We start from the raw sequence: 25,472 nt of genomic DNA, 5'->3' as shown, positions 1-25,472 counted from the left end.
CACCCACAGCAACGAGAACGATCGTGCAGCGCCGTCCGCATGCGACCACGGTTTTAACTTCTGGAGCTCTCCCATGTCTGCACTTTTCGACGCGACCGCCCTGGTCGTACCGTTTGAAAACCTGAGGATGACCGACGTCGAGTCGGTCGGCGGCAAGAACGCCAGCCTCGGCGAGATGATTTCCCAGTTGCCGCAGGGCGTGCGGGTGCCCACCGGCTTCGCCACCACGGCCCATGCCTTCCGCCAGTTCCTGGCGCACGACGGCCTGGCCGACAAGATCAGCAAGCGCCTGGCGGCGCTCGACACCGAAGACGTGCGCGCCCTGGCCGCCGCCGGTGCCGAGATCCGTGCCATGGTCGAAGCCCAGCCTTTCCCGGCCGACCTGCAGAAGGCCATCGGCGATGCCTTCGCCACACTGAGCGCGGGCAACCCGCAAGCCAGCTTCGCCGTGCGCTCCTCGGCCACGGCCGAAGACCTGCCCGACGCATCCTTCGCCGGTCAGCAGGAGACCTTCCTGAACGTGGTGGGCATCGACGACGTGTTGCACAAGATGAAGGAGGTGTTCGCCTCCCTCTACAACGATCGCGCCATCAGCTACCGCGTGCACAAGGGTTTCGCGCACGACGTGGTGGCGCTCTCGGCCGGCGTACAGCGCATGGTGCGTTCCGACCTGGGTGCAGCCGGCGTGATGTTCACCATCGACACTGAATCCGGCTTCGAAGACGTGGTGTTCATCACGTCCAGCTATGGCCTGGGGGAGACGGTGGTGCAGGGCGCCGTGAACCCCGACGAGTTCTACGTCCACAAGCCGATGCTCAAGGCCGGCAAGCGCGCGCTGATCCGCCGCAACCTGGGCTCCAAGCTGATCCAGATGGAGTTCGCCACGCCCGAGGAAAAGGCCGCCACCGGAAAACTGGTGAAGACCACTGATGTCAAGACCGAGCTGCGCAACCGCTATTCGTTGAGCGATGCCGATGTCGAGCAGCTGGCCAGGTACGCACTGGTCATCGAAGAGCATTACGGCCGCCCGATGGACATCGAATGGGGCAAGGACGGCACCGACGGCCATCTCTACATCCTGCAGGCGCGTCCTGAAACCGTGAAGAGCCAGCAGCAGGGCAAGGCCGAGCAGCGCTACAAGCTACTCGGGCGCGGTGCGGTGCTCGCCGAAGGCCGCGCCATCGGTCAGAAGATCGGCACGGGCCCGGTTCGGCTGGTCTACAACATCAGCGAGATGGACAAGGTGCAGGCCGGCGACGTGCTCGTGACCGACATGACCGACCCGAACTGGGAACCGGTGATGAAGCGCGCCGCTGCCATCGTGACCAACCGCGGTGGCCGGACTTGCCACGCGGCCATCATCGCGCGGGAACTGGGCATCCCGGCGGTGGTCGGCTGCGGCGACGCGACCGATCTGCTCAAGGAAGGCACGCTGGTCACGGTGAGCTGCGCCGAAGGCGACACCGGCTTCATCTACGACGGCCTGCTCGAGACCGAGGTGACCGAGGTGAAGCGCGGCGCCATGCCCGAGATCGACCTGAAGATCATGATGAACGTCGGCAACCCGCAGTTGGCCTTCGACTTCGCGCAGCTGCCGAACCACGGTGTCGGCCTGGCTCGGCTCGAGTTCATCATCAACAACAACATCGGCGTGCATCCGAAGGCCATCCTCGATTATCCGAACGTCGACGCCGACCTGAAAAAGGCAGTCGAGTCGGTGGCGCGCGGTCATGCGTCGCCGCGGGCGTTCTATGTCGACAAGGTGGCCGAAGGCATCGCGACCATCGGCGCCGCCTTCTGGCCCAAGCCGGTGATCGTGCGCCTGTCGGACTTCAAGTCCAACGAGTACCGCAAGCTGATCGGTGGCAGCCGTTACGAGCCCGAAGAGGAGAACCCGATGCTGGGCTTCCGCGGTGCCGCACGCTACGTGAGCGAGGAGTTCCGCGAGGCTTTCCTGATGGAGTGCGAGGCGCTCAAGCGGGTGCGCAACGACATGGGCCTGACCAACGTGCAGATCATGGTGCCCTTCGTGCGCACCTTGAAGCAGGCTGAGCGCGTGACCGATCTTCTGGCGGCGGAAGGCCTTAAGCGCGGCGTCAACGAACTCAAGATCATCATGATGTGCGAGGTGCCGAGCAATGCGATCCTGGCGGACGAGTTCCTGAAGTATTTCGACGGCTTCTCGATCGGCTCCAACGACCTGACGCAGCTCACGCTCGGCCTGGACCGGGATTCGGGCCTGGAATTGCTCGCTGCCGATTTCGACGAGCGCGACCCGGCCGTCAAGGCGATGCTCAGCCGTGCCATCACCGCCTGCAAGTCGGCGGGCAAATACGTGGGCATTTGTGGCCAGGGGCCGAGCGACCATCCGGACTTCGCGCTCTGGCTGGCGGAGCAGGGGATCGAATCGATCTCGCTGAACCCTGACAGCGTCATCGACACCTGGCAGCAACTGGCGAGCCGCTGAGCGGCGAGGCGACCGGCGTCACGGGTGTGGACCCCGCGCAACGCCGGCGCCGGCGCTGGCGGTTCGTGACGTAATCCCCGCGTCAGCCGGCTGTATTTGCAACAAATTGCTTTTTTGCTGTCAAACTGCCCGCTCGAGACACTCCTGTCGAGGGCGCCATGATTCTTGTCAAGACAGACACCGGACAGCAAGTCTTCAAGGACCGGTCGGTCCGGCTGACTCCGCGGCAACGCTCTGCCTTCATCCTATTTGACGGCCGCCGTTCCGTGGGCGAGATTCTCGCGTCGTGCGAAGGCATTGCGCAGGACGACATCGAGCAGATGATCGAGTTGGGCCTGCTCGGGCCTGAAGGTGCACCGTTGTTGGCCCCGTCGGCGCCGGCACAGAGGGCTGCCCCTGCGACGGTGGCGGTGGTGGAAGCCGCCCCCCGGAAGATCGAATTTGAACCGGCGCTCGATGCAGCGCCAGGCGTTCGTTCGTCGCAGCAGCGCTACAAGGATGCGTATCCGGTGGCCACGCAGTTGACCGGCAATCTGGGGCTGCGCGGCTTTCGCCTCAATTTGGCTGTCGAGGGAACGACCTCCTACGAAGAGTTGCTTGCGCTGGCGCCCAAGATCCGCGCCTCCGTCGGGCCGGAGAAGGCGGCGGTTCTCGACCGCGCCCTGGGCATTTGAGCGGCCACCTCGCTCTCGCTTGGCCATGACGGCCGACCTGCTGCTATAATCGCTGGCTTTGCCTTGCCACACTGCGCCGACGCTGCGGGTGGCTTTATCCCTTCTACGGAAGATCCACAAGGAGTGCCATGCGTCATTACGAAATCATTTTGCTGATCCATCCGGATCAGAGCGAGCAAGTTCCGGCCATGCTGGAACGCTACAAGGGCCTGATCACGGCCGGCGGCGGGAAGATCCACCGCGTTGAAGACTGGGGCCGCCGTCAGCTGGCCTACCAGATCAACAAGCTCAACAAGGCGCATTACCTGTGCGTGAACATCGAGGCTGAACAAGCCGTGATGGGCGAACTGGAACACGCGTTCAAGTTCAACGACGCCGTGCTGCGCCACCTGACCGTGGTCAAGAAGAAGGCCGACACCGGTCCTTCGTCGATGATGAAGACGGTCGAGCGCGAAGAAGCCCGCAAGGCGCAGCAGGCCGAATACGCCGCCAACAACAACTGATGGTGTGAGCCCGGTTGCCGCGGCCAATCAGCTGTTGCTGACGGCCTGCGTTGCCGAACTCGGCGCCCTGCGCTTCACGCCTGCCGGTCTGCCTGCTCTCGATATGCGACTCGAACACGAGTCGACGATCGAAGAAGCCGGCAAGCCCCGACAGGTGAAGGCGGCCCTCAAGGCCGTTGCCTTCGGCGCAGTGGCCGAGCGGCTCGCGAAGCAGGCGCTGGGAAGTCTCTGGATGTTCAGGGGCTTTCTGGCGACGCCGGGGACGGCGAAGCATCCGGTGCTGCACATCCAGGATTTTCAGCAAGATTAATTTTCGAAGAGAGGTCCCGAAATGGCCACGTTCAAGAAATTCAACAAAGACAAGCGCCCGAAGCGCAACACCCAGTCGCTGCTGTTCAAGCGCAAGCGCTTCTGCCGCTTCACCGTCGCTGGCGTCGAAGAGATCGACTACAAGGACATCGACACGCTGCGTGACTTCATCAGCGAAAACGGCAAGATCATCCCCGCACGCCTGACGGGCACGCGCGCGATCTACCAGCGCCAACTCAACACCGCCATCAAGCGCGCGCGCTTCCTGGCCATGGTCCCGTACAGCGACCAGCACCGCGTCTAAGGAGCAGACACCATGCAAGTCATTCTTCTGGACAAGGTCGTCAACCTCGGCACCCTCGGCGAAATCGTCAAGGTCAAGGACGGTTACGCCCGCAACTTCCTGATTCCGTCGGGCCGCGCCCGTCGCGCCACCGAAGCCAACAAGGCCGAATTCGAAGCCAAGCGCGTCGAACTCGAAAAGGCTGCGGCCGCCAAGCTGGCCGATTCGCAAGCCCAGGGCGAAAAGCTCGGCGGCACCACCGTCAAGATCACGCAGAAGGCCGGTGTCGATGGCCGCCTGTTTGGTTCGGTCACCAACAGCGACATCGCTGAAGAGCTGAACAAGCAAGGCTACAAGGTCGTGAAGTCGCAGGTGCGCATGCCCAACGGCCAGATCAAGGTCGTTGGCGACAGCACGGTGAGCGTCGCGCTGCACACCGACGTGGTGGTCGACATCACGGTGACGGTCTACGGCGAAAGCGCCTGAGTCCGCCCTTGCGCTTCGGCGCATCGCGAAAGCCGCCTTCGGGCGGCTTTTTCTTTGGTGTTGTCCCTGTTGCTGCACCGGCAAGTCACTGCTTATCCACAGCCTTATCCCATGACGGCGCAGAGTCTGCACCGTAGCATTGGCGCTCCTTCAGGAAATCCATGTCCGCTGTCTTCTCCTACGCCGAAAACGACCCGTCGCCCGACCGCCAGATCGCCCAGTTGCGCATTCCGCCGCACTCCATCGAGGCGGAGTCGAGCGTGCTCGGCGGCTTGCTGCTGGACAACGGAGCCTGGGACCGGATGGGCGACCTGCTGGTCGACGCCGACTTCTACCGACACGAGCACAAGCTGATCTACGCTGCCATCGGCACCCTGATCAATGCGTCGAAGCCGGCCGACGTGATCACCGTCTACGAGCAGTTGCAGAACCTGGGCAAGGCCGACGAGATGGGCGGCCTGGTCTACCTGAACTCGCTGGCGCAATACGTACCCAGCGCGAGCAACATCCGCCGCTACGCGGAGATCGTGCGCGAGCGCTCGATCCTGAGAAAGCTGGTGAGCGCGGCCGACGAGATCGCGACCAATGCCTTCAACCCGCAGGGCAAGGCGGTCGACAAGATCCTCGACGAGGCCGAGCAGAAGATCTTCAACATCGGCGAGGAAGGCTCGCGGATGAAGCAGGGTTTCCAGAGCATGGATTCGCTGGTGGTCGAACTGCTCGATCGCGTGACCGAGATGGCGGACAACCCGAACGACATCACCGGCATCCGCACCGGCTTCTACGAGTTCGACAAGATGACCTCGGGCCTGCAGGCCGGCGACATGATCGTGCTGGCGGCGCGTCCGTCGATGGGCAAGACCTCGCTGGCGATCAACATCGCCGAGCATGTGGCGCTGAACGAAGGCCTGCCCGTGGCGGTGTTCTCGATGGAAATGGGTGCGTCGCAGCTGGCGGTGCGTATCGTCGGCTCCATCGGCCGCATCGACCAGGGCCATCTGCGCACCGGCAAGCTGACCGACGAAGAATGGCCGCGCCTGACCGAGGCCATCGAGAAGCTGCGGACGATCTCGCTGCACATCGACGAGACCCCCGGCCTCACCACGAGCGAACTGCGCGCCAATGCGCGCCGGCTGGCCCGCCAGTACGGCAAGCTGGGCCTGATCGTGGTCGACTACCTGCAGCTCATGAGTGTCTCGAGCAGCATGAACGACGAGAACCGCGCGACGGCAGTGGGTGAAATCTCGCGCGGCCTGAAGATGCTGGCCAAGGAGCTGAAGTGCCCGGTGATTGCGCTGTCGCAGCTCAGCCGCGGGGTGGAAAGCCGCACCGACAAGCGCCCGATGATGAGCGACCTGCGCGAATCCGGCGCGATCGAGCAGGACGCGGACATCATCATGTTCATCTACCGCGACGACTACTACGACAAGAACAGCAAGGAGCCGGGCGTGGCCGAGGTGATCATCAGCAAGCACCGCAACGGCCCCACCGGCACGGTGAAGCTGGCTTTCCTCAAGCCGCTCACCAAGTTCGAGAACTTGGCGAGCTTCGGAAGCAGCGACGACTACTGAACTGCACGTTTGCGCTCGCGCTGCTCGGCCTCGACCCGGCGCAGCATGTCGGCCATCGTCTTGCCGGGCTCGTCGCGAAAACGTTCGTCGAGCACTGTGACGGTGCTCATGCGATCGACACGAAAGCCGCGGAAGTCGCCACGCAATTCGCACCAGGCCGACAGCGTCCACACCTTGCCCCAATAGAGGCAGCCGAGCGGCCGCACGGTGCGCTCGGTCGCGTCGCCCGCCAGGTCGCGGTAGGACACCCGCAGCTTGTTGCGCGACTGCACCGCTTCACGCAGTGTCTGCAATTGCATGCGCGTGGCATCGTCGAGGGCCATGGCGGGCGCATACATGGTGAGCGCCTCGGCCGACACGCGCGCGGCCGGCGGCAGCACCGACAGGATCTTGCCAAGCCCGGTTTCAATGGCGCGTGCCATCGCCGGGTCGACCCATGTCTGTGCCACGCGCGCTGCGGCGACGAGGGCCGTCGCTTCTTCCTGGGTGAACATCAGCGGCGGCAATTCGAAGCCGGCGCCCAAGCGATAGCCGACGCCGGCTTCGCCCTCGATGGGGACGCCTTGGTGCTGCAGGTCGGCCACATCGCGGTACACCGTGCGCTCCGAGACTTCGAGCCGCTGCGCCAGGAACGCGGCCGTGGTGAGCCGTCGTCCGCGAATGAGCTGCACGATATGGAACAGGCGGTCGGCGCGGCGCATCGGATCGATTCCTGGTCTTGGCGCTTGGGTGTGTCGAGGGCTGCGTGCCTGACCTTCAGTCGAGCGAGTGCAGGCCGACGGCGTTGCCCTCGGTGTCACGCAAGTGGGCAATGAAGCCCATTCCCTGCGGCAGTGCTTCCTTCGGGGAAACGATGGCGCCTCCGGCGGGCGCGATGCGCTCCAGCACGGCGTCCAACCGAGTGCAGCTCAGATAGATGCGAATACCGCTGCCCAACGGAGCGCTTCCCTTGGCGTTGGCCTGCAGCGCGCCGCCGACGCCCGGCCGCTCGTACTTGAACACCGCCAGCGGTGCGCCACCGAAGTCCTGGCGCTGCAATTCCTGGCCGAGCACGGTTTGATAGAAGGTCTGCGCGCGGTCCAGGTCGCTGGCGGGGATTTCGAACCAGCTGAGGGCGTTTTGCATGATCGACTCGCTTTCGTTTCTGTTGATGAAGGAGCCGGGATGGTGCACGCCGGCTCCTGACAGCGTCTTGTCAGGAGCGTGTCGCGACGGACGAAAAAAAGCCCGCACGGCCTGCAGGCTGCGCGGGCTCTCTGGAGCCATGGTGCCCTGCTGTCTCAGAGCACTTCGCTCGCGAAGTCGGCCAGCCGCGAGCGCTCGCCGCGCGCCAGCGTGATGTGCCCGCTGTGCGGCCAGCCCTTGAACTTGTCGACCGCAAACGTCAGGCCCGAGGAGCCTTCGGTGAGGTAGGGCGTGTCGATCTGCGCCAGGTTGCCCATGCAGATGATCTTGGTGCCCGGCCCCGCACGGGTGATCAGCGTCTTCATCTGCTTGGGCGTCAGGTTCTGCGCCTCGTCGATGATCACGTACTTGTTCAGGAAAGTGCGCCCGCGCATGAAGTTCATGCTTTTGATCTTGATGCGGCTGCGGATCAGCTCGTTGGTGGCCGCGCGGCCCCATTCGCCAGCGCCGCCGCCGTCGCCCTTGGCCAGGAACTCGAGGTTGTCGTCCAGCGCGCCCATCCACGGGCCCATCTTCTCTTCCTCGGTGCCGGGCAGGAAGCCGATGTCTTCACCGACGCTCACCGTCGCCCGCGTCATGATGATCTCGGTGTAGCGGCGGTCGTCAAGCACCTGCGTCAGGCCCGAGGCGAGCGCCATCAGCGTCTTGCCGGTGCCGGCGGTGCCGGTCAGGGTGACGAAGTCGATCTCCGGGTCCATTAGCACGTTCATCGCGAAGTTCTGCTCGCGGTTCTTGGTCGACACGCCCCACACCGCGTTCTTGCCGGAGCTGTAGTCCTTCAGCGTCTTGAGCACGGCTGTCTTGTCGCGGATCTCGGTGATCCGTGCGTACATGCTTGGCTCGCCGGGCGCTTCGAAGTACACGAACTGGTTGATGTACAGGTTCGGCACGATCGGGCCGCTGATGCGATAAAAGGTGCTGCTGCCGCTCTGCCAGCTCTCGACCGTCTTGCTCTGGCGCGTCCAGAAATCGGCCGGCAGCGCGTACGAGCCTGCATACAGCAGGTCACCGTCCTCGAGCGTCTTGTCGTTCTGGTAATCATCGGTGGCCAGGCCCAGCGCACGCGCCTTGACGCGCATGTTGATGTCCTTCGACACCAGCACCACTTCCTGCTTCGGAGTGCCCGGGCGGTCCTTCGCGTAGAGGTCGCGCAGGGCCTGCACCACGCCCAGGATCTGGTTGTCGGCCTTGCCCTGCGGCAGGCTGGTCGGCAGCGTGTAGTCGAGCGGAGCGGTCTGGAAGAACAGCTTGCCGCCTGCCTGGCGGTGGCCCGTGGCGTCCAGCTTCAGGCCCTTGACGATGTCGGCGTCTTTGGCGCCAGCCAGTGCGTCGAGCGTGCGGCTGGTCTGGCGGCCGTTGCGCGCCACCTCGGTCGTGCCCTTCTTGTGGCCGTCGAGTTCTTCCAGCACGATCATCGGCAGGAAGATGTCGTGCTCCTCGAAGCGGAACAGGCACATCGGATCGTGCAGCAGCACATTGGTGTCGAGCACGAAAAGCTTGGCCGGGCCGGTGGATTTGCCACGTCGGGCGCGCGTGCCCTCCTGAGCAGGCCGATCGCCGCGCGGACGCGCAGCCTGAGTCTGCGAAGAAGCCGGCGCAGGCGAGGGCGCCTGCACGGGCGCGGGGGCACGCTCTGCCCGCACCGGTTCCGGTACGAGCTCGGGCCGGGGTGCCGGCCGCGGCTTGGTTTCGATCTGCTGCGCCACTTCAGGCGCAGGTGGGCGTCCGCCGCCCGACGCCGGGCCGCGCTCGTCGAACAGTTCCATGGCGCGCGGACCGGCGTCCGGCGCGTCGTCAGCGTGTCGGCCGCCGCGGCGCGGTGCCTTGGCCGACGCGTGTGCCGGCGCGTCGAGCGCGTCTGGCGAAAGAAGGGCTGCACGCTTCGTGGGGGCGGGAGGCAATGGCATGGGGCTGTGTGCTCGCAAAAAAGTGGATGCCAGAAAACGAAAAAGCCGCCTGAAGACCCGGGCGGCTTTGTTCGATGGATGCGGTCGTGGAGCTCAACGGCATGAACCCATTATGCACATTGCGTGTGTCGCGTCAGGCGTGCGTGGTGCTTCGCCAACAGGCCTGTGCGTAACCGCACGCAAATGGCTGCTCAGGCTTCCTTCTTGAGGGCCTTCACGGCCTTGAGGACGTCGTCCACATGGCCAGGCACCTTGAGGCCACGCCATTCGGCCTTCAGCACGCCGTCTGCGCCGATCAGGAAAGTGCTGCGCTCGATGCCCTTGACCTTCTTGCCGTACATGATCTTGTTCTTGACCACGCCGAACATGTGACACATCTTTTCCTCCGTGTCAGCGATGAGTTCGAAGGGCAACTCGAGCTTGGCCTTGAATTCGTCGTGCGACTTCATGTTGTCGCGCGACACGCCGAACACGGTGGCACCGGCCTTCACGAAATCCTTGTAACGATCGCGGAATTGCATCGCTTCGGTCGTGCAGCCGGGCGTGTTGTCCTTCGGGTAGAAGTACATCACCAGCACGTGCCCGAGGTGCGAGGTGTTCGAGACCTTCAGGCCGCCGGTGGCGTTGGACTCGAATTCGGGGATGGGTTTGTTGACAACGATCGCCATGAAACTTGTTTTCTCCGTTGGGTTCCAATCGCACGGCTGCAGCCGGAGCGTTGGAGGATTGGTCGTTGCTCACTGAGGGCGGATCGCCGGTTCGCAACCTGCGATTTTAGCGCGAAATGGCCTCTAATCGCCAGCGTTCGGGCGCTCGACGACCAGCGCCGCCAGGACGTGCCGTCCTTCGGCGGCCAGGATGTTGTAGGTGCGACAGGCCGCAGCGGTGTCCATCGTCTCGAGGCCGGTACGTTGCGCGATCAGCGGGCGCAGCCACGCGGGTTGCGGAAACCGGATCCGTGTGCCGCTGCCGAAGATCACCGTTTCGGCACCGAGGCCCGCCAATTGGGCGAAGTGTTCGGGGCCAAGGTCTTCGAAGCGCGTGCAGTCCCAGACGAAACGCTCGCCGCGCGACCCGAGCACCACGCTCTGCTCGACGCGCTCGTTGTTGATGGCGACCCAGCCCGGGCCGTGTGCGGTGAGGGTCTGAACGTCGGGTCTATCGGGCTGGAGCTTCATCGGCGCGCTGGGGGAACTGTGGTCAAATTATAGGTTTTCCCCTATGTAGGCACGCCCCGGAGGGACTTTGAAGCAGCTCAAGAAATCGGCCAAGCTGGCCAATGTGCTCTACGACGTGCGCGGGCCGATCGTCGATGCCGCCCGCCAGATGGAAGAGGACGGCCAGAAGATCATCAAGTTGAACATCGGCAACATGGCGCCGTTCGGCTTCGATGCGCCCGAGGAAATTCAGCAGGACATGATCCGCAACCTGCCGGATTCGGCCGGCTATTCGGACAGCAAGGGCATCTTCGCCGCGCGCAAGGCGGTGATGCACTACACGCAGCAGCAGGGCATCGAGGGCGTGACGCTCGACGATATCTACCTGGGCAACGGTGCGAGCGAGCTCATCGTGATGGCGACCAATGCGCTGCTCGACGATGGCGACGAACTGCTGGTGCCGATGCCGGACTACCCGCTCTGGACCGCCGCGGTCTCGCTGTCGGGCGGCAAGCCGGTGCACTACCTCTGCGAAGAAGACAACCACTGGCTGCCGAGCCTGGCCGACATCCGCGCCAAGATCACGCCGCGCACGCGCGGCATCGTCGTGATCAACCCGAACAACCCGACGGGCGTGCTTTACCCCGACGAACTGCTGCGCGGCATGGTCGCGATCGCGCGCGAGCACCACTTGGTGCTGCTGGTCGACGAGGTCTACGACAAGGTGCTCTACGAGGACGCCAAGCACACCGCCATGGCGAGCCTGTCGACCGACGTACTCACGCTCACCTTCAATTCGCTGTCGAAGGCCTACCGTTCGTGCGGCTACCGTGCGGGCTGGATGATCGTGTCGGGCCCAAAGGCCAACGCGGCCGACTACATCGAAGGCCTGAACATGCTGGCCAACCTGAAGCTCGGCTCCAACGTGCCGGGCCAGTGGGCGATCCAGACCGCGCTCGGCGGCTACCAGAGCATCAACGACCTGGTGAAGCCGGGTGGCCGCCTGCGCCGCCAGCGTGATCTCGCCTACGAGCTCATCACGGCCATCCCCGGCGTGACCTGCGTGAAGCCCGAGGCCGCGCTCTACATGTTCCCGAAGCTCGATCCCGTGATGTACCCGATCTCGGACGACCGGGATTTCTTCATGCAGGTACTGCGCGAAACACGCGTGATGCTGGTGCAGGGCTCGGGCTTCAACTTCCCGGACCAACAGCATTTCCGTATCGTGTTTCTGCCGCATGAGGACGACCTGCGCGAGGCCATCGGCCGCATCGCAAAATTCCTTGAGCGCTATCGCAACTACAACGCCTGACGCTGTGTCCCACCGGGCACAGACGCTTTCCTGACCTGACTCTCCAAAGAATGAAACCCATCCAAGTAGGCCTGCTCGGCATCGGCACCGTCGGCAGCGGCGTGTTCGAAGTGCTGCGCCGCAATCAAGCCGAAATCAAACGCCGTGCCGGCCGCGGCATCGAGATCGTCGCAGTTTCACGTCGCGATGTCGCCAAGGCCCGGGCGCTCGTGGGTGACGCGGCCGAAGTGTTTGCCGATCCGCGCCAGATCATCGCCAACCCGGACATCGAGATCGTCGTCGAACTGATCGGCGGCTATGGCATCGCAAAGGACCTCGTGCTCGAAGCCATTGCGGCCGGCAAGCACGTGGTGACCGCCAACAAGGCGCTGCTCGCAGTGCACGGCACCGAGATCTTCGCGGCGGCCCAGCAGAAGGGCGTGATGGTCGCCTTCGAAGCGGCCGTGGCCGGTGGCATCCCGATCATCAAGGCGCTGCGCGAAGGCCTCACCGCCAACAGCATCCAGTGGATCGCCGGCATCATCAACGGCACCACCAACTTCATCCTGTCCGAGATGCGCGACAAGGGCTCGGACTTTGCCACCGTGCTGAAGGAGGCGCAGCGCCTGGGCTATGCCGAAGCCGACCCGACCTTCGACATCGAAGGCGTCGACGCCGCCCACAAGCTCACGCTGATGAGCGCCATCGCGTTCGGCATTCCGGTGCAGTTCGACAAGGCGCACGTGGAAGGCATCACCCAGCTGGCCGCGCAGGACATCAAGTACGCCGAGCAACTGGGCTATCGCATCAAGCTGCTGGGCATCACGCGCCGTGCCGCCGGCGGCGTCGAACTGCGGGTGCATCCGGCCCTGGTGCCGGCCAAGCGCCTGCTCGCCAATGTCGAAGGCGCGATGAACGCGGTGGTGGTGCACGGCGATGCCGTGGGCACCACGCTCTACTACGGCAAGGGCGCCGGCAGCGAGCCGACCGCCAGCGCCGTCATCGCCGACCTGGTCGACATCACGCGCCTGCACACCGCTGACGCGGCCCACCGCGTGCCGCATCTGGCCTTCCACCCCAACGCGATGAGCGACGATCTGAAGGTCGTTGCGATGCGCGAGGTGGTCACCAGCTACTACCTGCGCCTGCGCGTGGCCGACGAGGCCGGCGTGCTCGCCAAGGTCACCGGCCTGCTGGCCGACGCAGGCATCAGCATCGACGCCGTGCTGCAGCGCGAAGCCGACGAGATCGGCGGCGAAGGCTCCACGCAGACCGACCTCATCATCCTCACGCACGACACGCGCGAAGGCACGCTCGACGACGCGATGGCACAGCTCCAGGCGCTGCCGACGGTGCTGGCACCGATCGTGCGCATCCGCAAGGAAGAGCTGTCCTGATGCGCTACCTGTCCACCCGTGGTCACCCCGACCGCCGCCGCTTCTGCGACATCCTGCTCGAGGGCCTCGCGCCCGATGGCGGCCTGTACCTGCCCGAGCACTATCCGCAGGTCGATGCGGCCCTGCTCGCGAAGTGGCGCACGCTGCCCTATGCCGAACTGGCCTTCGAGATCCTCTCGCTCTACATCGACGACATCCCTGCCGAAGAGCTGAAGGCGCTGTGCGCCAAGACGTACACCGCCGAAGTCTTCGGCAGCGACGAGATCGTGCCGCTGCGCGAGCTGGAAGACGGCGTGTACCTCGAAGGCCTGTCGAACGGCCCGACACTCGCCTTCAAGGACATGGCGATGCAGTTGCTCGGCAACCTGTTCGAGTACGAACTGGGCCGCCGCGGCGAGAAGCTCAACATTCTGGGCGCGACCAGCGGCGATACCGGCAGCGCAGCCGAATACGCCATGCGCGGCAAGAAGGGCGTGCGCGTCTTCATGACCTCGCCGGAGGGGCGCATGAGCCCGTTCCAGCAGGCGCAGATGTTCAGCCTGCAGGACCCGAACATCCACAACATCGCCGTCGCCGGCGTGTTCGACGACTGCCAGGACATCGTGAAGGCGGTGTCGAACGACCTCGGCTTCAAGCGCAAGTACAAGATCGGCACGGTCAACTCCATCAACTGGGCGCGCTTGCTGGCGCAGGTCGTCTATTACTTCGCCGGGTATTTTCAAGCGACCTCGGGTCGCGTCCAGGCGACACCTGAGCAGGTCAGCTTCACCGTGCCCTCTGGCAACTTCGGCAACGTCTGCGCCGGCCACGTGGCCCGCATGATGGGCCTGCCGATCCGCACGCTGGTGGTCGCCACCAACGAGAACGACGTGCTCGACGAGTTCTTCCGCACCGGCGTCTACCGCGTGCGCGCGGCGGCCGACACGCACGAGACATCGAGCCCGTCGATGGACATCAGCAAGGCCAGCAACTTCGAGCGTTTCGTGTTCGACCTGCTGGGCCGCGACGGTGCCCGTACCCGCGCGCTGTTCCAGGACGCGCTCGCTCGCGGCGGCCGCTTCGACCTGAGCGCCGACCCAGTCTTCGCGCAAGCCGCCACGCGCTTCGGCTTCGTCAGCAGCCGCAGCACGCACGCCGATCGCCTGGTCACCATCCGCGACACCGACAAGCGTTTCGCGGTGGTGGTCGACACCCACACCGCCGACGGCCTGAAGGCAGCGCGCGAGCACCTCGTGCCGGGCGTGCCGATGATCGTGCTGGAGACCGCGCTGCCGATCAAGTTCGCCGCCACCATCGTGGAGGCGCTCGGGCATCAGCCCGACCGCCCGGCGAAGTTCGAAGGCATCGAGATGCTGCCCAAGCGCGTCGTCAAGCTCCCAGCTGACGCGGAAGCCGTGAAGGCCTACATCGCGCAGCATTGCGACGAATGACCGCGCCGACCACCGCATGAACGTCATCGGCTTTGCCGGTTATTCCGGCGCAGGCAAGACCACGCTGGTCGAACGATTGATCCCCGTGCTCCGGCTGCAGGGCCAGCGCGTGTCGGTGGTCAAGCATGCGCACCACAAGTTCGACATCGACCACCCGGGCAAGGACACCTATCGCCACCGCGAGGCCGGGGCCTTCGAGGTGGTGGTGGCCTCCGACAAGCGGCTGGCGCTGATGCGTGAGTTCGAGCAGCCGGCCCAGCTGTCGGTGCACCACCTGATTGCCGAGCTCTACGACGGTGTCGACTGGGTATTGGTCGAAGGCTTCAAGCACAGCGATCTGCTGAAGGTCGAGATCTGGCGCGAACCGGTGCCGGGCGAGCCGCCGCGGCCAGCCCAGTATGGCGACGATCCCTTCATCGTGGCCTTGGCCACCGACCGCCCGCACGCGCTGCCGCGTCCGACCCTGATCCCGGTGTTCGATCTCGACGACGTCGATGCGCTCGGGCAGTGGCTGCTCGACAATGCCGATCGTTTCGTCTACCGAGCCGATGACCATGTCCCGACCCTCTGAACGCGCTCTGCTGATGCCGCTCGACGAGGCCCTGGCGAGCTTGCTTGCCAAGGCGACGCCGCGGCTGGAGGCCGAGAGCGTGTCGACCTTCGAGGCCGACGGCCGCGTGCTGGCGCAGGATGTGGTCTCCGGCCTCACCGTGCCGCCGCGCGACAACAGTTCGATGGATGGCTATGCCGTCCGGGCGGCCGACTGCGCCACCGTGGGGGAGGTGCTGACCGTGGCTCAGCGCATCCCCGCCGGCAGCGTCGGCACACCGCTGGCGGCCGGCACCGCGGCACGCATCTTCACCGGCGCGCAGATACCCGAAGGCGCCGATGCGGTCGTCATGCAGGAGGACACCGGCACGCTGCCCGAAGAAGGTTCGCTCGGCCGTGTGCGCATCGACACCGTGCCGGCCGCCGGCCAGTGGATCCGCCGTGCCGGCGAGGACGTGGCCGCCGGCGATGTCGTGCTGGCGCGCGGCGAGCGCCTCACGCCCGCCGCGCTGGGCCTGGCGGCCAGCATCGGCTTCGACCGCCTGCAGGTCGCGCGCCGGCCGCGCGTCGTGCTGCTGTCCACCGGCGACGAACTGGTCATGCCGGGCGAGGTCGCCCCCGAGGCCATGAAGCCCGGCGCCATCTACAACTCCAACCGCTTCTTCATGCGCGCCTTGCTGACGCGCCTGGGCTGCGACGTGAGCGACCTGGGCATCGTGCCCGATCGGCGCGACGCCACCATCGACGCGCTGCGCACCGCGGCCGAACACAACGACCTGATCGTCACCACCGGCGGCGTGTCGGTGGGCGAAGAAGACCACATCAAGGCGGCCGTCGAGGCGCTCGGCGAATTGCAGCTGTGGTCGCTTTCGATGAAGCCCGGCAAGCCCTTCGCGTACGGCCGTATCGGCAATGCGCACGTGACCGGGCTGCCCGGCAACCCGGTGTCCAGCTTCCTCACCTTCCTGCTGCTGGTTCGGCCCTTCCTGCTCACGTTGCAGGGCGCGACGCGGGTGGCACCGGCGCCGGTCGCGATGCGCGCAGACTTCGACTGGCCGCGCGCCGATCGCCGCCGCGAGTTCCTGCGTGCGCGTCGTAATGCAATGGGCGGGCTCGACCTGTTCCCCAATCAGAGTTCAGGCGTGCTCACCTCGGCCGTCTGGGGCGACGGCGTGATCGACACGCCGGCCGGTCAGCCTTTCAAAAAGGGCGACACCGTGCAGTTCATTTCCTTCGCTTCCCTGCTGGCCTGAGAGTCTTTGATCATGAAGATCGACATCCGCTATTTCGCCTCGGTGCGCGAAGCCTTGGGCAGTGGCGAAACCATCCAGACGCAGGCCGCCACCCTGGCTGACCTGCGTGACGAGCTGATCGCACGCGGCGGCCCGCATGCCGGCGCGCTGGCGCGGGGCAAGGCCGTTCGCATGGCGATGGACCAGGTCATGCGCCCGGAGTCGGCGGCGCTGCACGACGGCAGCGAGGTGGCATTCTTTCCCCCAGTGACGGGCGGCTGATATGGCAGGCCCCCGCGTTTCCATCCAGACCGACGACTTCGACCTGCAGCAGGAGATCGCCGTGCTGCGCGCCGGCGATACGCGCGTCGGTGCGGTCTGCAGCTTCATCGGCACGGTGCGTGACCGCAACGATGGCAGCGAGGTGTCGTCGATGGAGCTGGAGCACTACCCCGGCATGACCGAGAAGGCCATCGAGGCCATGATCGACGAGGCGCACCGCCGCTTCGACATCCTCGGCGCGCGCGTGGTGCACCGCGTCGGCCTGCTGCAGCCGCTCGACCAGATCATGATGGTGGCGGTGGTCTCGGCGCACCGTGGCCAGAGCTTCCAGGCCTGCGAATTCCTGATGGACTACCTCAAGACCCAGGCGCCGTTCTGGAAAAAGGAACGGACGCCCGAAGGCGCCCGTTGGGTCGATGCGCGCGTCGCGGACGATGACGCGCTGAAGCGCTGGGGCATCCAGGCCGGCAACGCGTGAATTGCAGCGGGCCGATCAGCCGATCGGCGGTGCACCGCCTTCGCCTTGCCTCACCCGCTTGCCGCCCGTGTTGCTGCACGCGGCTGTGACTTTCCGGCTGAAGCCAACGCCGACGGTTCAGCGGGACTCGACCTGAACATATTCGCCATACTTAGCCCTGTCCCTTTTGCCTACCTTGGCGCACAAGCGGCCATCGCATAGCGTGACATCTGCCTGGTTGTAGGCCCTCAGTAGATCGGCGGACAACTGGCTTTTTCGAATCTCCTCGTAGTAGTGCCAGGACAACCATCCTCCGCCTGCCAGAAGAAGCACCAAGCTGCCCAGTGTGATACCGGCAACTTTCCAGACCAAATGCTTGTGCAGCGTTTCAGCGCGCAGCAGTTGTGTGGTGAGTGCAGTCGATGCTCGCTGCAACTGCTCGCCCGCCTCGCGCAAACGCTGTTCGTAGGCGGCGACGGGCCGCTCGATTCCGGATCGGACGCTGCCCATCACCTCGTCGGGAATGCGGCGCAAATGCGCGTCGGCCGACTGCCGCACCATGCCCGGCACCTGCTGCGCGAGCTGCTGCAACTGTCCGCTGGTGTGCTCGCAGCGACGGTCGAATTGCTCGACAAGCGCTGCAATCTTGCTGACCAATACCATGCTCTTTTCTTCGTTCATTTCTTCCCTTTCGCTCCCGTTCGATGCAATGGCGATTTGATCCTGGGTGTCACATGCGCATGACGGGGCCACTGACCTGCTGCGCGGCTTGCTGCAGTTGGGCTTGCTGCTGTGCGGCCCATTGCTCCTGCCGGTCGACGGTCGCGACCGCTTCGGCACGCACCTCGTGCCCGGGTGGTAGATCGGCCAGGGTCTGGGTCATCTTGCGGAAGGACGCGTCGTCGCCCGACTGCGCGGCCGCGAGCATGCGGTCCAGATAGGCGGAGAAGTCGGCTGTGGGCGAGAGCTCCCGCTGCGCGTGTGGCGCGCCAGGAGAAGGGGCAGCTTCCTGGTCATGCGGGTCGCCGGATTTCGTCGGGGACGGTCCCACGGGGCCGGGAATCACCGGCACGTGTTGATGGCTGTTGGGCGTGCCTGGCGGAGTGTTGGTGTGATCGAAATGATGCGGCGCCGGTGGCAACTGGCTGGTGTCGTAGTAAGGCTGCGGCGTGCCGGGGTCTTTTCCGATGGTGATGCCGTTGCGCTCCATCAAGTCTTCGCGCAGCCCCAGGCGTGACATGTCGATCTGCATGTTCGGCTTTTGGCCGTTGACGGGCTGGGCGAAGTCTCGCTCCATGTCGATGGCGCGGCCGACTGCATGGGTACCGTAGTAGTTTCGGTAGTCGGAGTCGCCGTGGAAGCCAATGCCGGTGGTTTGGTTCTCCGGTACGCCGGGTGTGCCCTTGGGCGGCTTGTCGAAGTAATACAGACCCGCTGCGGCAATGTTGGCGGGGGTTGGCGACAGCGTGGCGTCGGGGTTGAAGGTCAGGCCGGGGCGGGGGTGAGCGGAGTTGGTCGATTCGTTGAATTCGACGAAATCGAAAACCCTGGAACTCTTGGTTTTCAGCATGTAATCGAGTCCAGCCGTTGGCGCGATCTGCTGCTGCCGGCTCAACAACGCATTCCATCCCGCAATCTGCGCGCTGGCCTCATCCTCGCGCGAAGCCTGAGTCAGCTTGCCGATGGGTCCGGTGTAGTCGTGCGCAAGGCTATTGCTCTGGGCGATCTGCCGGGCTTCGGTGCTGAAGGACTGGTTGGCCGCAGTCATGCCGGCATGGTTGAAGGCATGCTGGGTTTCATGGCCCAGCACGAAGGTCATGTCGACCGAATTGAATCGAGACGCAGGTACCGCCAAACTGCTCGGCGGCAAGCTCATGGTCTTGGTGTCGCCGTTGTAAGTGCCGCCGGCCACCGTGCCCCTGAGCGGCGCAAAGTGCTCCAAGGGCGCTTCCTGCCCCGGCCCCGGTGGCGTGACCGCCTTCTTCATCTCCTGCGCCAGTGTTGGCGAGCCATTGAGGGTCGACTGCAGGTTGTTCAGCATTTCCTGCGTGATCGGGCGGCGGAGCTTGCTGACGGGATCGTCGTAGTCGCTGTGGGCAAAGCGCAGCGACATGTCCTGCAAGCGCAGCGTTGCGCTCAAGTCTGCACTGGTGGCGGTGCCGGTAGGGGTGAAGCTGCTGGCCGGCAGGGCGACGACGCCGGAGGCCTTCTCATAGGTGCCCGTCAGATTCGATTTGCCGCCGCCCGGCGACAAGGCAAAGCCCCTGAGGTGGCCGTCGGCAGCGTCCTGGTTGAGGCGTTCCAGCAACCGGGCATCGCTGGCGGCGGTGGCACGCAACTGTGCTTCCTGCGCGGGCGTAACACCGGGTTGGGAAGCGAATTGGGAGAGGGCTATCTCCAGTTGGGGATTGAGGTCGGTCATGGCCTTTATCCTTTGCCGAAGCGGCGGACATCAATCTTCTCTACGCAGGCGTGATGCAGCTTTTCGTTAGGAAAGTCGGCTTCGCGTCGACGCATGATCTGCACTACAACGTCGTTGCGCGTAAAGAAATAAACGGGCAGGCGTCGGAATTGAGGAGGCGAGGGCTCTAACAGCCCTGTTTGCTCGTTAGGGCGCGGATAGGGATGTAAGGCGTCGTACTGCGCCAAGTCCTCCCGTTCCTGGAAACCCATGTTCTTCAGTGCCGTCACATAGGCGTCGTAGTCCATGGCGCAGACTGGCCCCATGTCTGCAGGCTCCTTCTTGTTGTTGAATCGATAGGTGACGCCCTTATAGTCCGGATCTCGAGGGTTGTCGTCATAGTCGAAGACGTAGTACCAATCCGACGCTGGCAAATGCATTCCGAAAGCGTGCGATGTCCCTGATGGCATTTCGTGAAGAGGCAACCGCATCACCTCCTGAACCCTCGCCAACGACAACTCGTCGAAGGATGTGAGGCTGTCGATCAGCTTGAGCATTCGCCGTCCCATTTCTTCTGGCGTGAAATCAGGGTATTCGTCCAACGTATGAGGACGGTAGGTTCCTGCAGACATGGTCATGGGCGTGGTCTCTTTGAATGAGGTGGGCGGGGCCTGGACGCACGCGCTCAGGGCCAGTGCTGCAAGCATCGTCAATATGAGCTTGCGGGCAATCATCGGGATGCGTCCTGGTTCAGGCGCTCCAGCAAGCGGGCATCACTGGCGACGGCCGCACGCAGTTGTGCTTCATGCGCGGGAGTGAAGCCGGGTTGGGCGGAGAATTGGGAGAGAGCCGCTTGCAGTCGCAAATTGGGGTTGGCCATCGGTTAATCCTTGCCGTATCGACGGACGCTGATCGATTCCGCGCAGGCGTGACGCAGTTTCTCGTCAGGAGCATCGGCCTCGCGTCGGCGCACGATCTGCACCACAACGTTGTTACGCGTGAAAAAATAAGTGGGCAGACGCCGGAATTGAGGCGGTCGATCCTCAATCTGCCCTGTTCGCTCGTCGCGACGCAACGGGAGATGAAGGGCGTCGTACTGGGCCATGTCCTCCCTTTCCTGAAAGCCCATGCTCTGCAGAGCCGCCACGTAGACGTTGTAGTCCATGGCGCAGACTGGGCCCATGTCGACAGTTTCGTTTTCGCCGAGGAACTTATAGGTAATGTTCTTCGACTCTGACAATTGGGGATGGTCATAGTAGGAGAAGACGTAGTACCAATCCGGCGCTGGCAAATGCATTCCGAATGCGTGCGACGACCCTGATGGCATTTTGTGCAGAGGCAACCGCATCACCTCCTGAATTCGCTCCAAAGACAGCTCGTCGAAGGATGTGAGGCTGTCGATCAGCTTGAGCATTCGCCGTCCTATTTCATCTGGCGTGAGATCGGGGTACTCGTCCAACGAGTGGGGACGATAGGGTCCTGCGGACAGCGTTGTGGGCGCCGTCGCTTTGAGTGGGGTCGGCGGGACGTGGACGCAGGCACCTAGCGCCAATGCCGAAAGGATTGGGAAAGTGAGTCTTTGAAAGATCATGGTTGTGCGGCCTCCCCGGTCACACGTGCGCTTTGTTTTTTACGCTGCCCGATCTTATTCGGCAGAGGCGAGCCAGGAGCGTGCGGATTTCACGCTCGGACGTGCCACTGTCGCGGCGCCTCAGGGGAAGGGGCGTGCCGCACTGTGAGGATTCGGGCTGACAACGCCCGATCCGTGAACAGTTATTGCGGCTTGAAGCCGCTCGCCTGGATGATCTTTTCCCAGGCGCTGGTGTAGGTGCGCACGCGGCCGGCGAACTGGCCTTGCGATTCATACGCGACGTTCAGGCCCATGTCGGTCAGCTTCTTCTTCACGTCGGGCATGGCCAGCACCTTCTGCAGCGCCGTGCCGAACTTGTCGATCACCGGCTGGGGCGTGCCCACCGGTGCGAACAGGCCGTAGTAGGGGTAGTCGTCCAGGTTGGCGAAGCCCAGTTCGGTGAAGGTCGGGATCTGCGGCAGCAGCGGCTGACGCTTGGCGCCGATGACGGCCACGATGTGCACCTTGCCGGCCTTGTGGTTCTCGATGAAGTCGGGCACCGAGGCGATGCCGGCGGTGATCTGGTTGCCCAGCATGTCGGCCGTCATGGGCGCGCTGCCGCGGTAGGGAGCCGCCTGCAGGTCGAGCTTGTACTTCTCGCCGATCAGTTTGACCAGGAACTCGGGAATGGAGCCGGGGGCCGGCACGCCGATGGTTTCCTTGCCGCCGCGGGCGGTCTGCACCCACTTCACGTACTCGTCCATCGTCTTGGCAGGCGTGCCACCGGACACGGCCAGCACGTTGGCGAAGGTGGCGAAGCCGGCCACGGGCACGAAGTCGGCGGCCGGGTTGAAGCCGGGGTTCTTGACCACTTGCGGGAGGATCGAGATGCTGTGGTCGTGCGTCAGGAACAGGGTGTGGCCGTCGGCCGCTGAGGCCTTCAGGGCCTGGGCCGCGATCTGCCCGCCGGCGCCGGCCCGGTTCTCCACCACGACCGGAACGCCGAGTTCGTCCTTGAGTTTTTCGCCGAGGGCGCGAGCGATGGCATCACTGCCCGCACCGGCTGGGAAACCCACCAGCAGACGGATCGGCGTACCGCTTTGCGCCTGCGCAAGGCCCGACAGGCCCAGGGAGGCTACAACAAGGCCGAGCGCCAGCGCCCGGCGAACCGGTTGAGCGCGCTGCGTTGAAAAAACCATGATCGACTCCAATCCAATGAGATAAGCGGACGGCGGTGCAATAGCCGTGCCTGATTTTGTCCGTGCTCTTGAACGGTGCGCGAACGCTCCTATTTTGAAGGCAAGGAAATCACACCATGCGCCAAGACAAATTCACCACCAAGTTCCAGGAAGCGCTGGGCGATTCGCAATCGCTCGCGCTGGGCAACGACAACGCCTACATCGAGCCGGTTCACCTGCTCGCGGCCATGCTGCGCCAGGACGAGGGCCCGCGCGCGCTGCTGGAGCGCGCCGGTGTCAACGTGCCGGGCCTCACGCAGGCGGCCGAGGCCGCCATCAAGAAGCTGCCGCAGGTGCAGGGCCATGACGCCGTGCAGGTCGGCAACGAGCTCAACAAGCTGCTGCAGGCGACCGAGAAGGAAGCCATCAAGCGCAACGACCAGTTCATCGCCGGCGAGCTCTTCCTGCTGGCGCTGGCTGACAGCAAGGCCGACGTCGGCCATCTGGCGCGCAGCCAGGGCCTCACGCGCAAGTCGCTCGAAGCCGCCATCGACGCGGTGCGCGGCGGGCAGGGCGTGAACAGCGCCGACGCCGAAGGCCAGCGCGAGGCGCTGAAGAAATACTGCATGGACCTGACCGAGCGCGCACGCCTCGGCAAGCTCGACCCGGTGATCGGCCGCGACGAGGAGATTCGCCGCGCGATCCAGGTGCTGCAGCGCCGCACCAAGAACAACCCGGTGCTCATCGGCGAACCTGGTGTCGGCAAGACCGCCATCGTCGAAGGCCTGGCCCAGCGCATCGTGGCGGGCGAGGTGCCCGATTCGCTCAAGGGCAAGCGCGTGCTGTCGCTCGACATGGCGGCGCTGCTGGCCGGCGCCAAGTTCCGCGGTGAGTTCGAAGAGCGTCTGAAGACCGTGCTGAATGAACTCGCCAAGGACGAAGGCCAGACCATCGTCTTCATCGACGAGTTGCACACCATGGTCGGTGCCGGCAAGGCCGAGGGCGCGATGGACGCGGGCAACATGCTCAAGCCGGCGCTGGCGCGTGGCGAGCTGCATTGCGTCGGCGCGACCACGCTCGACGAATACCGCAAGTACATCGAGAAGGACGCCGCGCTGGAGCGCCGCTTCCAGAAGATCATCGTCGGCGAGCCCTCGGTCGAAGCGACCATCGCCATCCTGCGCGGCCTGCAGGAAAAGTACGAAGTGCACCACGGCGTGCAGATCACCGACCCGGCGATCGTCGCCGCGGCCGAGCTCTCCGACCGCTACATCACCGACCGCTTCCTGCCCGACAAGGCCATCGACCTGATCGACGAGGCCGCGGCCAAGATCAAGATCGAGATGGACTCCAAGCCCGAGGTGATGGACCGTCTCGACCGCCGCCTGATCCAGCTGCAGATCGAGCGCGAAGCCGTGCGCCGCGAGAAGGACGAAGCCTCGGTCAAGCGCTTCGGCCTGATCGAGGACGAGATCGTGAAGCTGCAGAAGGAGATCGCCGACTACGACGAGATCTGGCAGGCCGAGAAGGCGCAGGCCCAGGGCAGCGCGAAGATCCGTGAGGACATCGACAAGCTCAAGTTCGAGATCGAGGAGTGGAAGCGCAAGGGCGATTTCAACAAGCTCGCCGAGCTGCAGTACGGCCAGCTGCCGGCGCTGGAGAAGCGCCTGCGCGAAGCCGAGGAGAACGAGGCGAGCAAGGGAAAGTCCAGCGCGCCCACGCTGCTGCGCACGCAGGTCGGCGCCGAGGAGATCGCCGAAGTCGTGGCCCGCGCCACCGGCATCCCGGTCGCCAAGCTGATGCAGGGCGAGCGCGACAAGCTGCTGGTGATGGAAGACAAGCTGCACGAGCGCGTGGTCGGCCAGGACGAGGCCATCGGCGCGGTCGCGAATGCGATCCGCCGCTCACGCTCGGGTTTGAGCGACCCGAACCGCCCGACCGGCTCCTTCCTGTTCCTCGGCCCGACGGGCGTGGGCAAGACAGAGCTGTGCAAGGCGCTGGCCGGCTTCCTGTTCGACAGCGAAGACCACCTGATCCGTGTCGACATGAGCGAGTTCATGGAGAAGCATTCGGTTGCGCGCCTGATCGGCGCGCCGCCCGGCTACGTGGGCTACGAGGAGGGCGGCTACCTGACGGAGGCCGTGCGCCGCAAGCCCTACAGCGTGCTGCTGCTCGACGAGGTGGAGAAGGCGCATCCGGACGTGTTCAACATCCTGCTGCAGGTGCTCGACGACGGCCGCCTGACCGACGGCCAGGGCCGCACCGTGAACTTCAAGAACACGGTGATCGTGATGACCAGCAACATCGGCTCGCCGATCATCCAGGCGATGGTGGGCCAGCCGAGCCAGGACATCAAGGACGCGGTGTGGGATGAGCTGAAGAACTACTTCCGCCCCGAGTTCCTGAACCGCATCGACGAGACAGTGGTGTTCCACGCGCTCGACGCGAAGAACATCGAATCGATCGCGGCGATCCAGCTGAAGGTGCTGCAGGCGCGTCTGGCGAAGATGGACCTGGCGCTCGATGTGTCGCCGGCAGCGCTGGCGGAGATCGCCAAGGTCGGCTTCGACCCGGTGTTCGGTGCGCGGCCGCTCAAGCGGGCGATCCAGCAGCGCATCGAGAACCCGCTGAGCAAGCTGCTGCTGGACGGCAGCTTCGGGCCGAAGGACACGATCCGTGTCGAGACCGACCCGATCCAGTCCCCCGGGCAGTTCTCGTTCACGAAGGGCGGGGAACCATCGGCCGGGGCGCTGGCCTAATGCCGATGATGAATTTCATCCTCCGCTTCGTTCTCTTCTGCCTGGGACTGGTCTTCGCGGCCAGCCTGGCCGTCGCCGTGCTGCTGCTGGCGGCCGTGTGGGGCCTGCGCTACGGCTGGGCGCGCCTGACAGGCCAGCCGGTCGCGCCGTGGAGTGCCACGCTGGGTGGGCGCTTCAACCCGCGCAGCGGCTTCGACCGCTTTCGTGCGGCGCAGCAACCCGCCGCGCCGACCGCGGCCGACGTGGTCAGCGCCCGGGCACGGGGCGAATCGTCGCGCAGCCCGGTCGCCCTGGGCGACGTCGGCGAAGTGACCGACGTCCGGGCCCGCCCCGCCCCGCGCGGCGAGTGAGTCGCGGCCGGCTGGGCCGGCACTGCCCGTAGAC

27 protein-coding genes are annotated in these 25,472 nt (G+C 64.8%); 16 read left to right on the top strand and 11 right to left on the bottom strand.

Annotated features, from left to right (window positions below):
* Positions 1 to 73: 73 nt before the first annotated feature.
* From ppsA to dnaB, 7 genes are all read left to right on the top strand, one after another.
* Entirely contained in the window at positions 74 to 2,467 is a 2,394-nt protein-coding gene (ppsA, locus tag ACSFBE_RS09770) for a phosphoenolpyruvate synthase (protein ID WP_435490179.1), read from the top strand.
* Positions 2,468 to 2,625: 158 nt separating this feature from the next.
* Positions 2,626 to 3,141, top strand: a complete 516-nt coding sequence (locus ACSFBE_RS09765; protein ID WP_435490178.1) for a hypothetical protein — start codon at positions 2,626 to 2,628, stop codon at positions 3,139 to 3,141.
* A gap of 128 nt (positions 3,142 to 3,269) precedes the next feature.
* On the top strand, positions 3,270 to 3,644 hold the full coding sequence (gene rpsF, locus ACSFBE_RS09760) for a 30S ribosomal protein S6 (protein ID WP_435490177.1): 375 nt from the start codon (positions 3,270 to 3,272) through the stop codon (positions 3,642 to 3,644).
* 4 nt (positions 3,645 to 3,648) lie between these two features.
* The gene (gene priB / locus ACSFBE_RS09755) at positions 3,649 to 3,954 is read left to right on the top strand and encodes a primosomal replication protein N (protein ID WP_435490176.1); all 306 of its coding nucleotides are present in this window, start codon (positions 3,649 to 3,651) and stop codon (positions 3,952 to 3,954) included.
* A gap of 21 nt (positions 3,955 to 3,975) precedes the next feature.
* Positions 3,976 to 4,257 carry a 30S ribosomal protein S18 gene (gene rpsR, locus ACSFBE_RS09750; protein WP_007830781.1) on the top strand — a complete coding sequence of 94 codons (282 nt, stop codon included), beginning with the start codon at positions 3,976 to 3,978 and terminating at the stop codon, positions 4,255 to 4,257.
* Between the two features lie 12 nt (positions 4,258 to 4,269).
* Entirely contained in the window at positions 4,270 to 4,722 is a 453-nt protein-coding gene (gene rplI, locus ACSFBE_RS09745; protein WP_435490175.1) for a 50S ribosomal protein L9, read from the top strand.
* A 161-nt stretch (positions 4,723 to 4,883) separates the two neighbouring features.
* On the top strand, positions 4,884 to 6,293 hold the full coding sequence (gene dnaB / locus ACSFBE_RS09740) for a replicative DNA helicase (protein ID WP_435490174.1): 1,410 nt from the start codon (positions 4,884 to 4,886) through the stop codon (positions 6,291 to 6,293).
* Here the strand turns inward: dnaB and ACSFBE_RS09735 are convergent.
* The 5 genes from ACSFBE_RS09735 to ACSFBE_RS09715 all read right to left on the bottom strand — a co-directional run bounded on the left by ACSFBE_RS09735 (position 6,287) and on the right by ACSFBE_RS09715 (position 10,563).
* Positions 6,287 to 6,994: a helix-turn-helix transcriptional regulator gene (locus tag ACSFBE_RS09735; RefSeq protein ID WP_435490173.1), complete on the bottom strand. Its 708-nt coding sequence runs from the start codon at positions 6,992 to 6,994 to the stop codon at positions 6,287 to 6,289. The genes dnaB and ACSFBE_RS09735 overlap by 7 nt on opposite strands.
* Before the next feature lie 55 nt (positions 6,995 to 7,049).
* Entirely contained in the window at positions 7,050 to 7,559 is a 510-nt protein-coding gene (locus ACSFBE_RS09730) for a VOC family protein (protein ID WP_435490172.1), read from the bottom strand.
* 14 nt (positions 7,560 to 7,573) lie between these two features.
* Positions 7,574 to 9,385, bottom strand: a complete 1,812-nt coding sequence (locus tag ACSFBE_RS09725) for a PhoH family protein (protein ID WP_435490171.1) — start codon at positions 9,383 to 9,385, stop codon at positions 7,574 to 7,576.
* 191 nt (positions 9,386 to 9,576) lie between these two features.
* Positions 9,577 to 10,053, bottom strand: coding sequence for a peroxiredoxin (locus ACSFBE_RS09720; protein ID WP_435490170.1), 477 nt, complete (start codon positions 10,051 to 10,053; stop codon positions 9,577 to 9,579).
* Between the two features lie 123 nt (positions 10,054 to 10,176).
* On the bottom strand, positions 10,177 to 10,563 hold the full coding sequence (locus tag ACSFBE_RS09715) for an Mth938-like domain-containing protein (protein ID WP_435490169.1): 387 nt from the start codon (positions 10,561 to 10,563) through the stop codon (positions 10,177 to 10,179).
* 67 nt (positions 10,564 to 10,630) lie between these two features.
* Between ACSFBE_RS09715 and ACSFBE_RS09710 the strand changes: the two genes are divergently transcribed.
* Genes ACSFBE_RS09710 through ACSFBE_RS09680 form a run of 7 tightly spaced genes read left to right on the top strand, consistent with a single transcriptional unit; the run spans position 10,631 to position 17,201 of the window.
* The gene (locus ACSFBE_RS09710; protein WP_435490168.1) at positions 10,631 to 11,854 is read left to right on the top strand and encodes a pyridoxal phosphate-dependent aminotransferase; all 1,224 of its coding nucleotides are present in this window, start codon (positions 10,631 to 10,633) and stop codon (positions 11,852 to 11,854) included.
* A 50-nt stretch (positions 11,855 to 11,904) separates the two neighbouring features.
* Positions 11,905 to 13,230: a homoserine dehydrogenase gene (locus ACSFBE_RS09705; protein ID WP_435490167.1), complete on the top strand. Its 1,326-nt coding sequence runs from the start codon at positions 11,905 to 11,907 to the stop codon at positions 13,228 to 13,230.
* On the top strand, positions 13,230 to 14,660 hold the full coding sequence (gene thrC / locus ACSFBE_RS09700) for a threonine synthase (protein ID WP_435490166.1): 1,431 nt from the start codon (positions 13,230 to 13,232) through the stop codon (positions 14,658 to 14,660). Before ACSFBE_RS09705 ends, thrC begins: the two co-directional genes overlap by 1 nt.
* A gap of 16 nt (positions 14,661 to 14,676) precedes the next feature.
* A complete protein-coding gene (gene mobB, locus ACSFBE_RS09695; RefSeq protein WP_435490165.1) occupies positions 14,677 to 15,231 on the top strand; it encodes a molybdopterin-guanine dinucleotide biosynthesis protein B in 555 nt (184 codons plus the stop codon).
* Entirely contained in the window at positions 15,215 to 16,462 is a 1,248-nt protein-coding gene (locus tag ACSFBE_RS09690) for a molybdopterin molybdotransferase MoeA (RefSeq protein ID WP_435490164.1), read from the top strand. The genes mobB and ACSFBE_RS09690 overlap by 17 nt, the downstream gene beginning before the upstream one ends.
* 12 nt (positions 16,463 to 16,474) lie before the next feature.
* Positions 16,475 to 16,723 (top strand): MoaD/ThiS family protein, encoded by a 249-nt coding sequence (locus ACSFBE_RS09685; protein ID WP_435490163.1) that lies wholly within the window; start codon positions 16,475 to 16,477, stop codon positions 16,721 to 16,723.
* Position 16,724: 1 nt separating this feature from the next.
* Entirely contained in the window at positions 16,725 to 17,201 is a 477-nt protein-coding gene (locus ACSFBE_RS09680; protein WP_435490162.1) for a molybdenum cofactor biosynthesis protein MoaE, read from the top strand.
* Between the two features lie 117 nt (positions 17,202 to 17,318).
* Here the strand turns inward: ACSFBE_RS09680 and ACSFBE_RS09675 are convergent, their stop codons facing one another.
* The 6 genes from ACSFBE_RS09675 to ACSFBE_RS09650 form a co-directional block, all read right to left on the bottom strand.
* Positions 17,319 to 17,861: a hypothetical protein gene (locus tag ACSFBE_RS09675; protein ID WP_435490161.1), complete on the bottom strand. Its 543-nt coding sequence runs from the start codon at positions 17,859 to 17,861 to the stop codon at positions 17,319 to 17,321.
* A gap of 49 nt (positions 17,862 to 17,910) precedes the next feature.
* On the bottom strand, positions 17,911 to 19,602 hold the full coding sequence (locus ACSFBE_RS09670; RefSeq protein WP_435490160.1) for a hypothetical protein: 1,692 nt from the start codon (positions 19,600 to 19,602) through the stop codon (positions 17,911 to 17,913).
* Positions 19,603 to 19,607: 5 nt separating this feature from the next.
* Entirely contained in the window at positions 19,608 to 20,315 is a 708-nt protein-coding gene (locus tag ACSFBE_RS09665) for a hypothetical protein (RefSeq protein ID WP_435490159.1), read from the bottom strand.
* Positions 20,312 to 20,461 (bottom strand): hypothetical protein, encoded by a 150-nt coding sequence (locus ACSFBE_RS09660; protein WP_435490158.1) that lies wholly within the window; start codon positions 20,459 to 20,461, stop codon positions 20,312 to 20,314. Before ACSFBE_RS09660 ends, ACSFBE_RS09665 begins: the two co-directional genes overlap by 4 nt.
* A 3-nt stretch (positions 20,462 to 20,464) precedes the next feature.
* A complete protein-coding gene (locus ACSFBE_RS09655) occupies positions 20,465 to 20,995 on the bottom strand; it encodes a hypothetical protein (protein ID WP_435490157.1) in 531 nt (176 codons plus the stop codon).
* A 359-nt stretch (positions 20,996 to 21,354) separates the two neighbouring features.
* A complete protein-coding gene (locus ACSFBE_RS09650; protein WP_435490156.1) occupies positions 21,355 to 22,350 on the bottom strand; it encodes a Bug family tripartite tricarboxylate transporter substrate binding protein in 996 nt (331 codons plus the stop codon).
* A gap of 116 nt (positions 22,351 to 22,466) precedes the next feature.
* Here ACSFBE_RS09650 and clpB point away from each other — a divergent pair, with 116 nt between their 5' ends.
* The gene (gene clpB, locus ACSFBE_RS09645) at positions 22,467 to 25,088 is read left to right on the top strand and encodes an ATP-dependent chaperone ClpB (RefSeq protein ID WP_435490155.1); all 2,622 of its coding nucleotides are present in this window, start codon (positions 22,467 to 22,469) and stop codon (positions 25,086 to 25,088) included.
* A gap of 8 nt (positions 25,089 to 25,096) precedes the next feature.
* On the top strand, positions 25,097 to 25,438 hold the full coding sequence (locus tag ACSFBE_RS09640) for a hypothetical protein (RefSeq protein WP_435490154.1): 342 nt from the start codon (positions 25,097 to 25,099) through the stop codon (positions 25,436 to 25,438).
* Positions 25,439 to 25,472: the final 34 nt, after the last annotated feature.

Origin of the sequence: Variovorax sucrosi (assembly GCF_051216635.1) — a bacterium.
Classification (GTDB): domain Bacteria; phylum Pseudomonadota; class Gammaproteobacteria; order Burkholderiales; family Burkholderiaceae_C; genus Variovorax.
The sequence above is the reverse complement of the archived record's forward strand: the minus strand, read 5'-3'. Positions and strand labels throughout refer to the sequence as shown.

Excerpts from the sequence above, each read along its gene's own strand:
- ppsA (WP_435490179.1), top strand. The coding sequence starts at position 74 with ATGTCTGCACTTTTCGACGCGACCGCCCTGGTCGTACCGTTTGAAAAC.
- ACSFBE_RS09765 (WP_435490178.1), top strand. The coding sequence starts at position 2,626 with ATGATTCTTGTCAAGACAGACACCGGACAGCAAGTCTTCAAGGACCGG.
- rpsF (WP_435490177.1), top strand. The coding sequence starts at position 3,270 with ATGCGTCATTACGAAATCATTTTGCTGATCCATCCGGATCAGAGCGAG.
- rpsR (WP_007830781.1), top strand. The coding sequence starts at position 3,976 with ATGGCCACGTTCAAGAAATTCAACAAAGACAAGCGCCCGAAGCGCAAC.
- rplI (WP_435490175.1), top strand. The coding sequence starts at position 4,270 with ATGCAAGTCATTCTTCTGGACAAGGTCGTCAACCTCGGCACCCTCGGC.
- dnaB (WP_435490174.1), top strand. The coding sequence starts at position 4,884 with ATGTCCGCTGTCTTCTCCTACGCCGAAAACGACCCGTCGCCCGACCGC.
- ACSFBE_RS09735 (WP_435490173.1), bottom strand. The coding sequence starts at position 6,994 with ATGCGCCGCGCCGACCGCCTGTTCCATATCGTGCAGCTCATTCGCGGA.
- ACSFBE_RS09730 (WP_435490172.1), bottom strand. The coding sequence starts at position 7,559 with ATGGCTCCAGAGAGCCCGCGCAGCCTGCAGGCCGTGCGGGCTTTTTTT.
- ACSFBE_RS09725 (WP_435490171.1), bottom strand. The coding sequence starts at position 9,385 with ATGCCATTGCCTCCCGCCCCCACGAAGCGTGCAGCCCTTCTTTCGCCA.
- ACSFBE_RS09720 (WP_435490170.1), bottom strand. The coding sequence starts at position 10,053 with ATGGCGATCGTTGTCAACAAACCCATCCCCGAATTCGAGTCCAACGCC.
- ACSFBE_RS09715 (WP_435490169.1), bottom strand. The coding sequence starts at position 10,563 with ATGAAGCTCCAGCCCGATAGACCCGACGTTCAGACCCTCACCGCACAC.
- ACSFBE_RS09705 (WP_435490167.1), top strand. The coding sequence starts at position 11,905 with ATGAAACCCATCCAAGTAGGCCTGCTCGGCATCGGCACCGTCGGCAGC.
- thrC (WP_435490166.1), top strand. The coding sequence starts at position 13,230 with ATGCGCTACCTGTCCACCCGTGGTCACCCCGACCGCCGCCGCTTCTGC.
- mobB (WP_435490165.1), top strand. The coding sequence starts at position 14,677 with ATGAACGTCATCGGCTTTGCCGGTTATTCCGGCGCAGGCAAGACCACG.
- ACSFBE_RS09690 (WP_435490164.1), top strand. The coding sequence starts at position 15,215 with ATGTCCCGACCCTCTGAACGCGCTCTGCTGATGCCGCTCGACGAGGCC.
- ACSFBE_RS09685 (WP_435490163.1), top strand. The coding sequence starts at position 16,475 with ATGAAGATCGACATCCGCTATTTCGCCTCGGTGCGCGAAGCCTTGGGC.
- ACSFBE_RS09680 (WP_435490162.1), top strand. The coding sequence starts at position 16,725 with ATGGCAGGCCCCCGCGTTTCCATCCAGACCGACGACTTCGACCTGCAG.
- ACSFBE_RS09675 (WP_435490161.1), bottom strand. The coding sequence starts at position 17,861 with ATGAACGAAGAAAAGAGCATGGTATTGGTCAGCAAGATTGCAGCGCTT.
- ACSFBE_RS09670 (WP_435490160.1), bottom strand. The coding sequence starts at position 19,602 with ATGACCGACCTCAATCCCCAACTGGAGATAGCCCTCTCCCAATTCGCT.
- ACSFBE_RS09665 (WP_435490159.1), bottom strand. The coding sequence starts at position 20,315 with ATGATTGCCCGCAAGCTCATATTGACGATGCTTGCAGCACTGGCCCTG.
- ACSFBE_RS09660 (WP_435490158.1), bottom strand. The coding sequence starts at position 20,461 with ATGGCCAACCCCAATTTGCGACTGCAAGCGGCTCTCTCCCAATTCTCC.
- ACSFBE_RS09655 (WP_435490157.1), bottom strand. The coding sequence starts at position 20,995 with ATGCTCAAGCTGATCGACAGCCTCACATCCTTCGACGAGCTGTCTTTG.
- ACSFBE_RS09650 (WP_435490156.1), bottom strand. The coding sequence starts at position 22,350 with ATGGTTTTTTCAACGCAGCGCGCTCAACCGGTTCGCCGGGCGCTGGCG.
- clpB (WP_435490155.1), top strand. The coding sequence starts at position 22,467 with ATGCGCCAAGACAAATTCACCACCAAGTTCCAGGAAGCGCTGGGCGAT.
- ACSFBE_RS09640 (WP_435490154.1), top strand. The coding sequence starts at position 25,097 with ATGAATTTCATCCTCCGCTTCGTTCTCTTCTGCCTGGGACTGGTCTTC.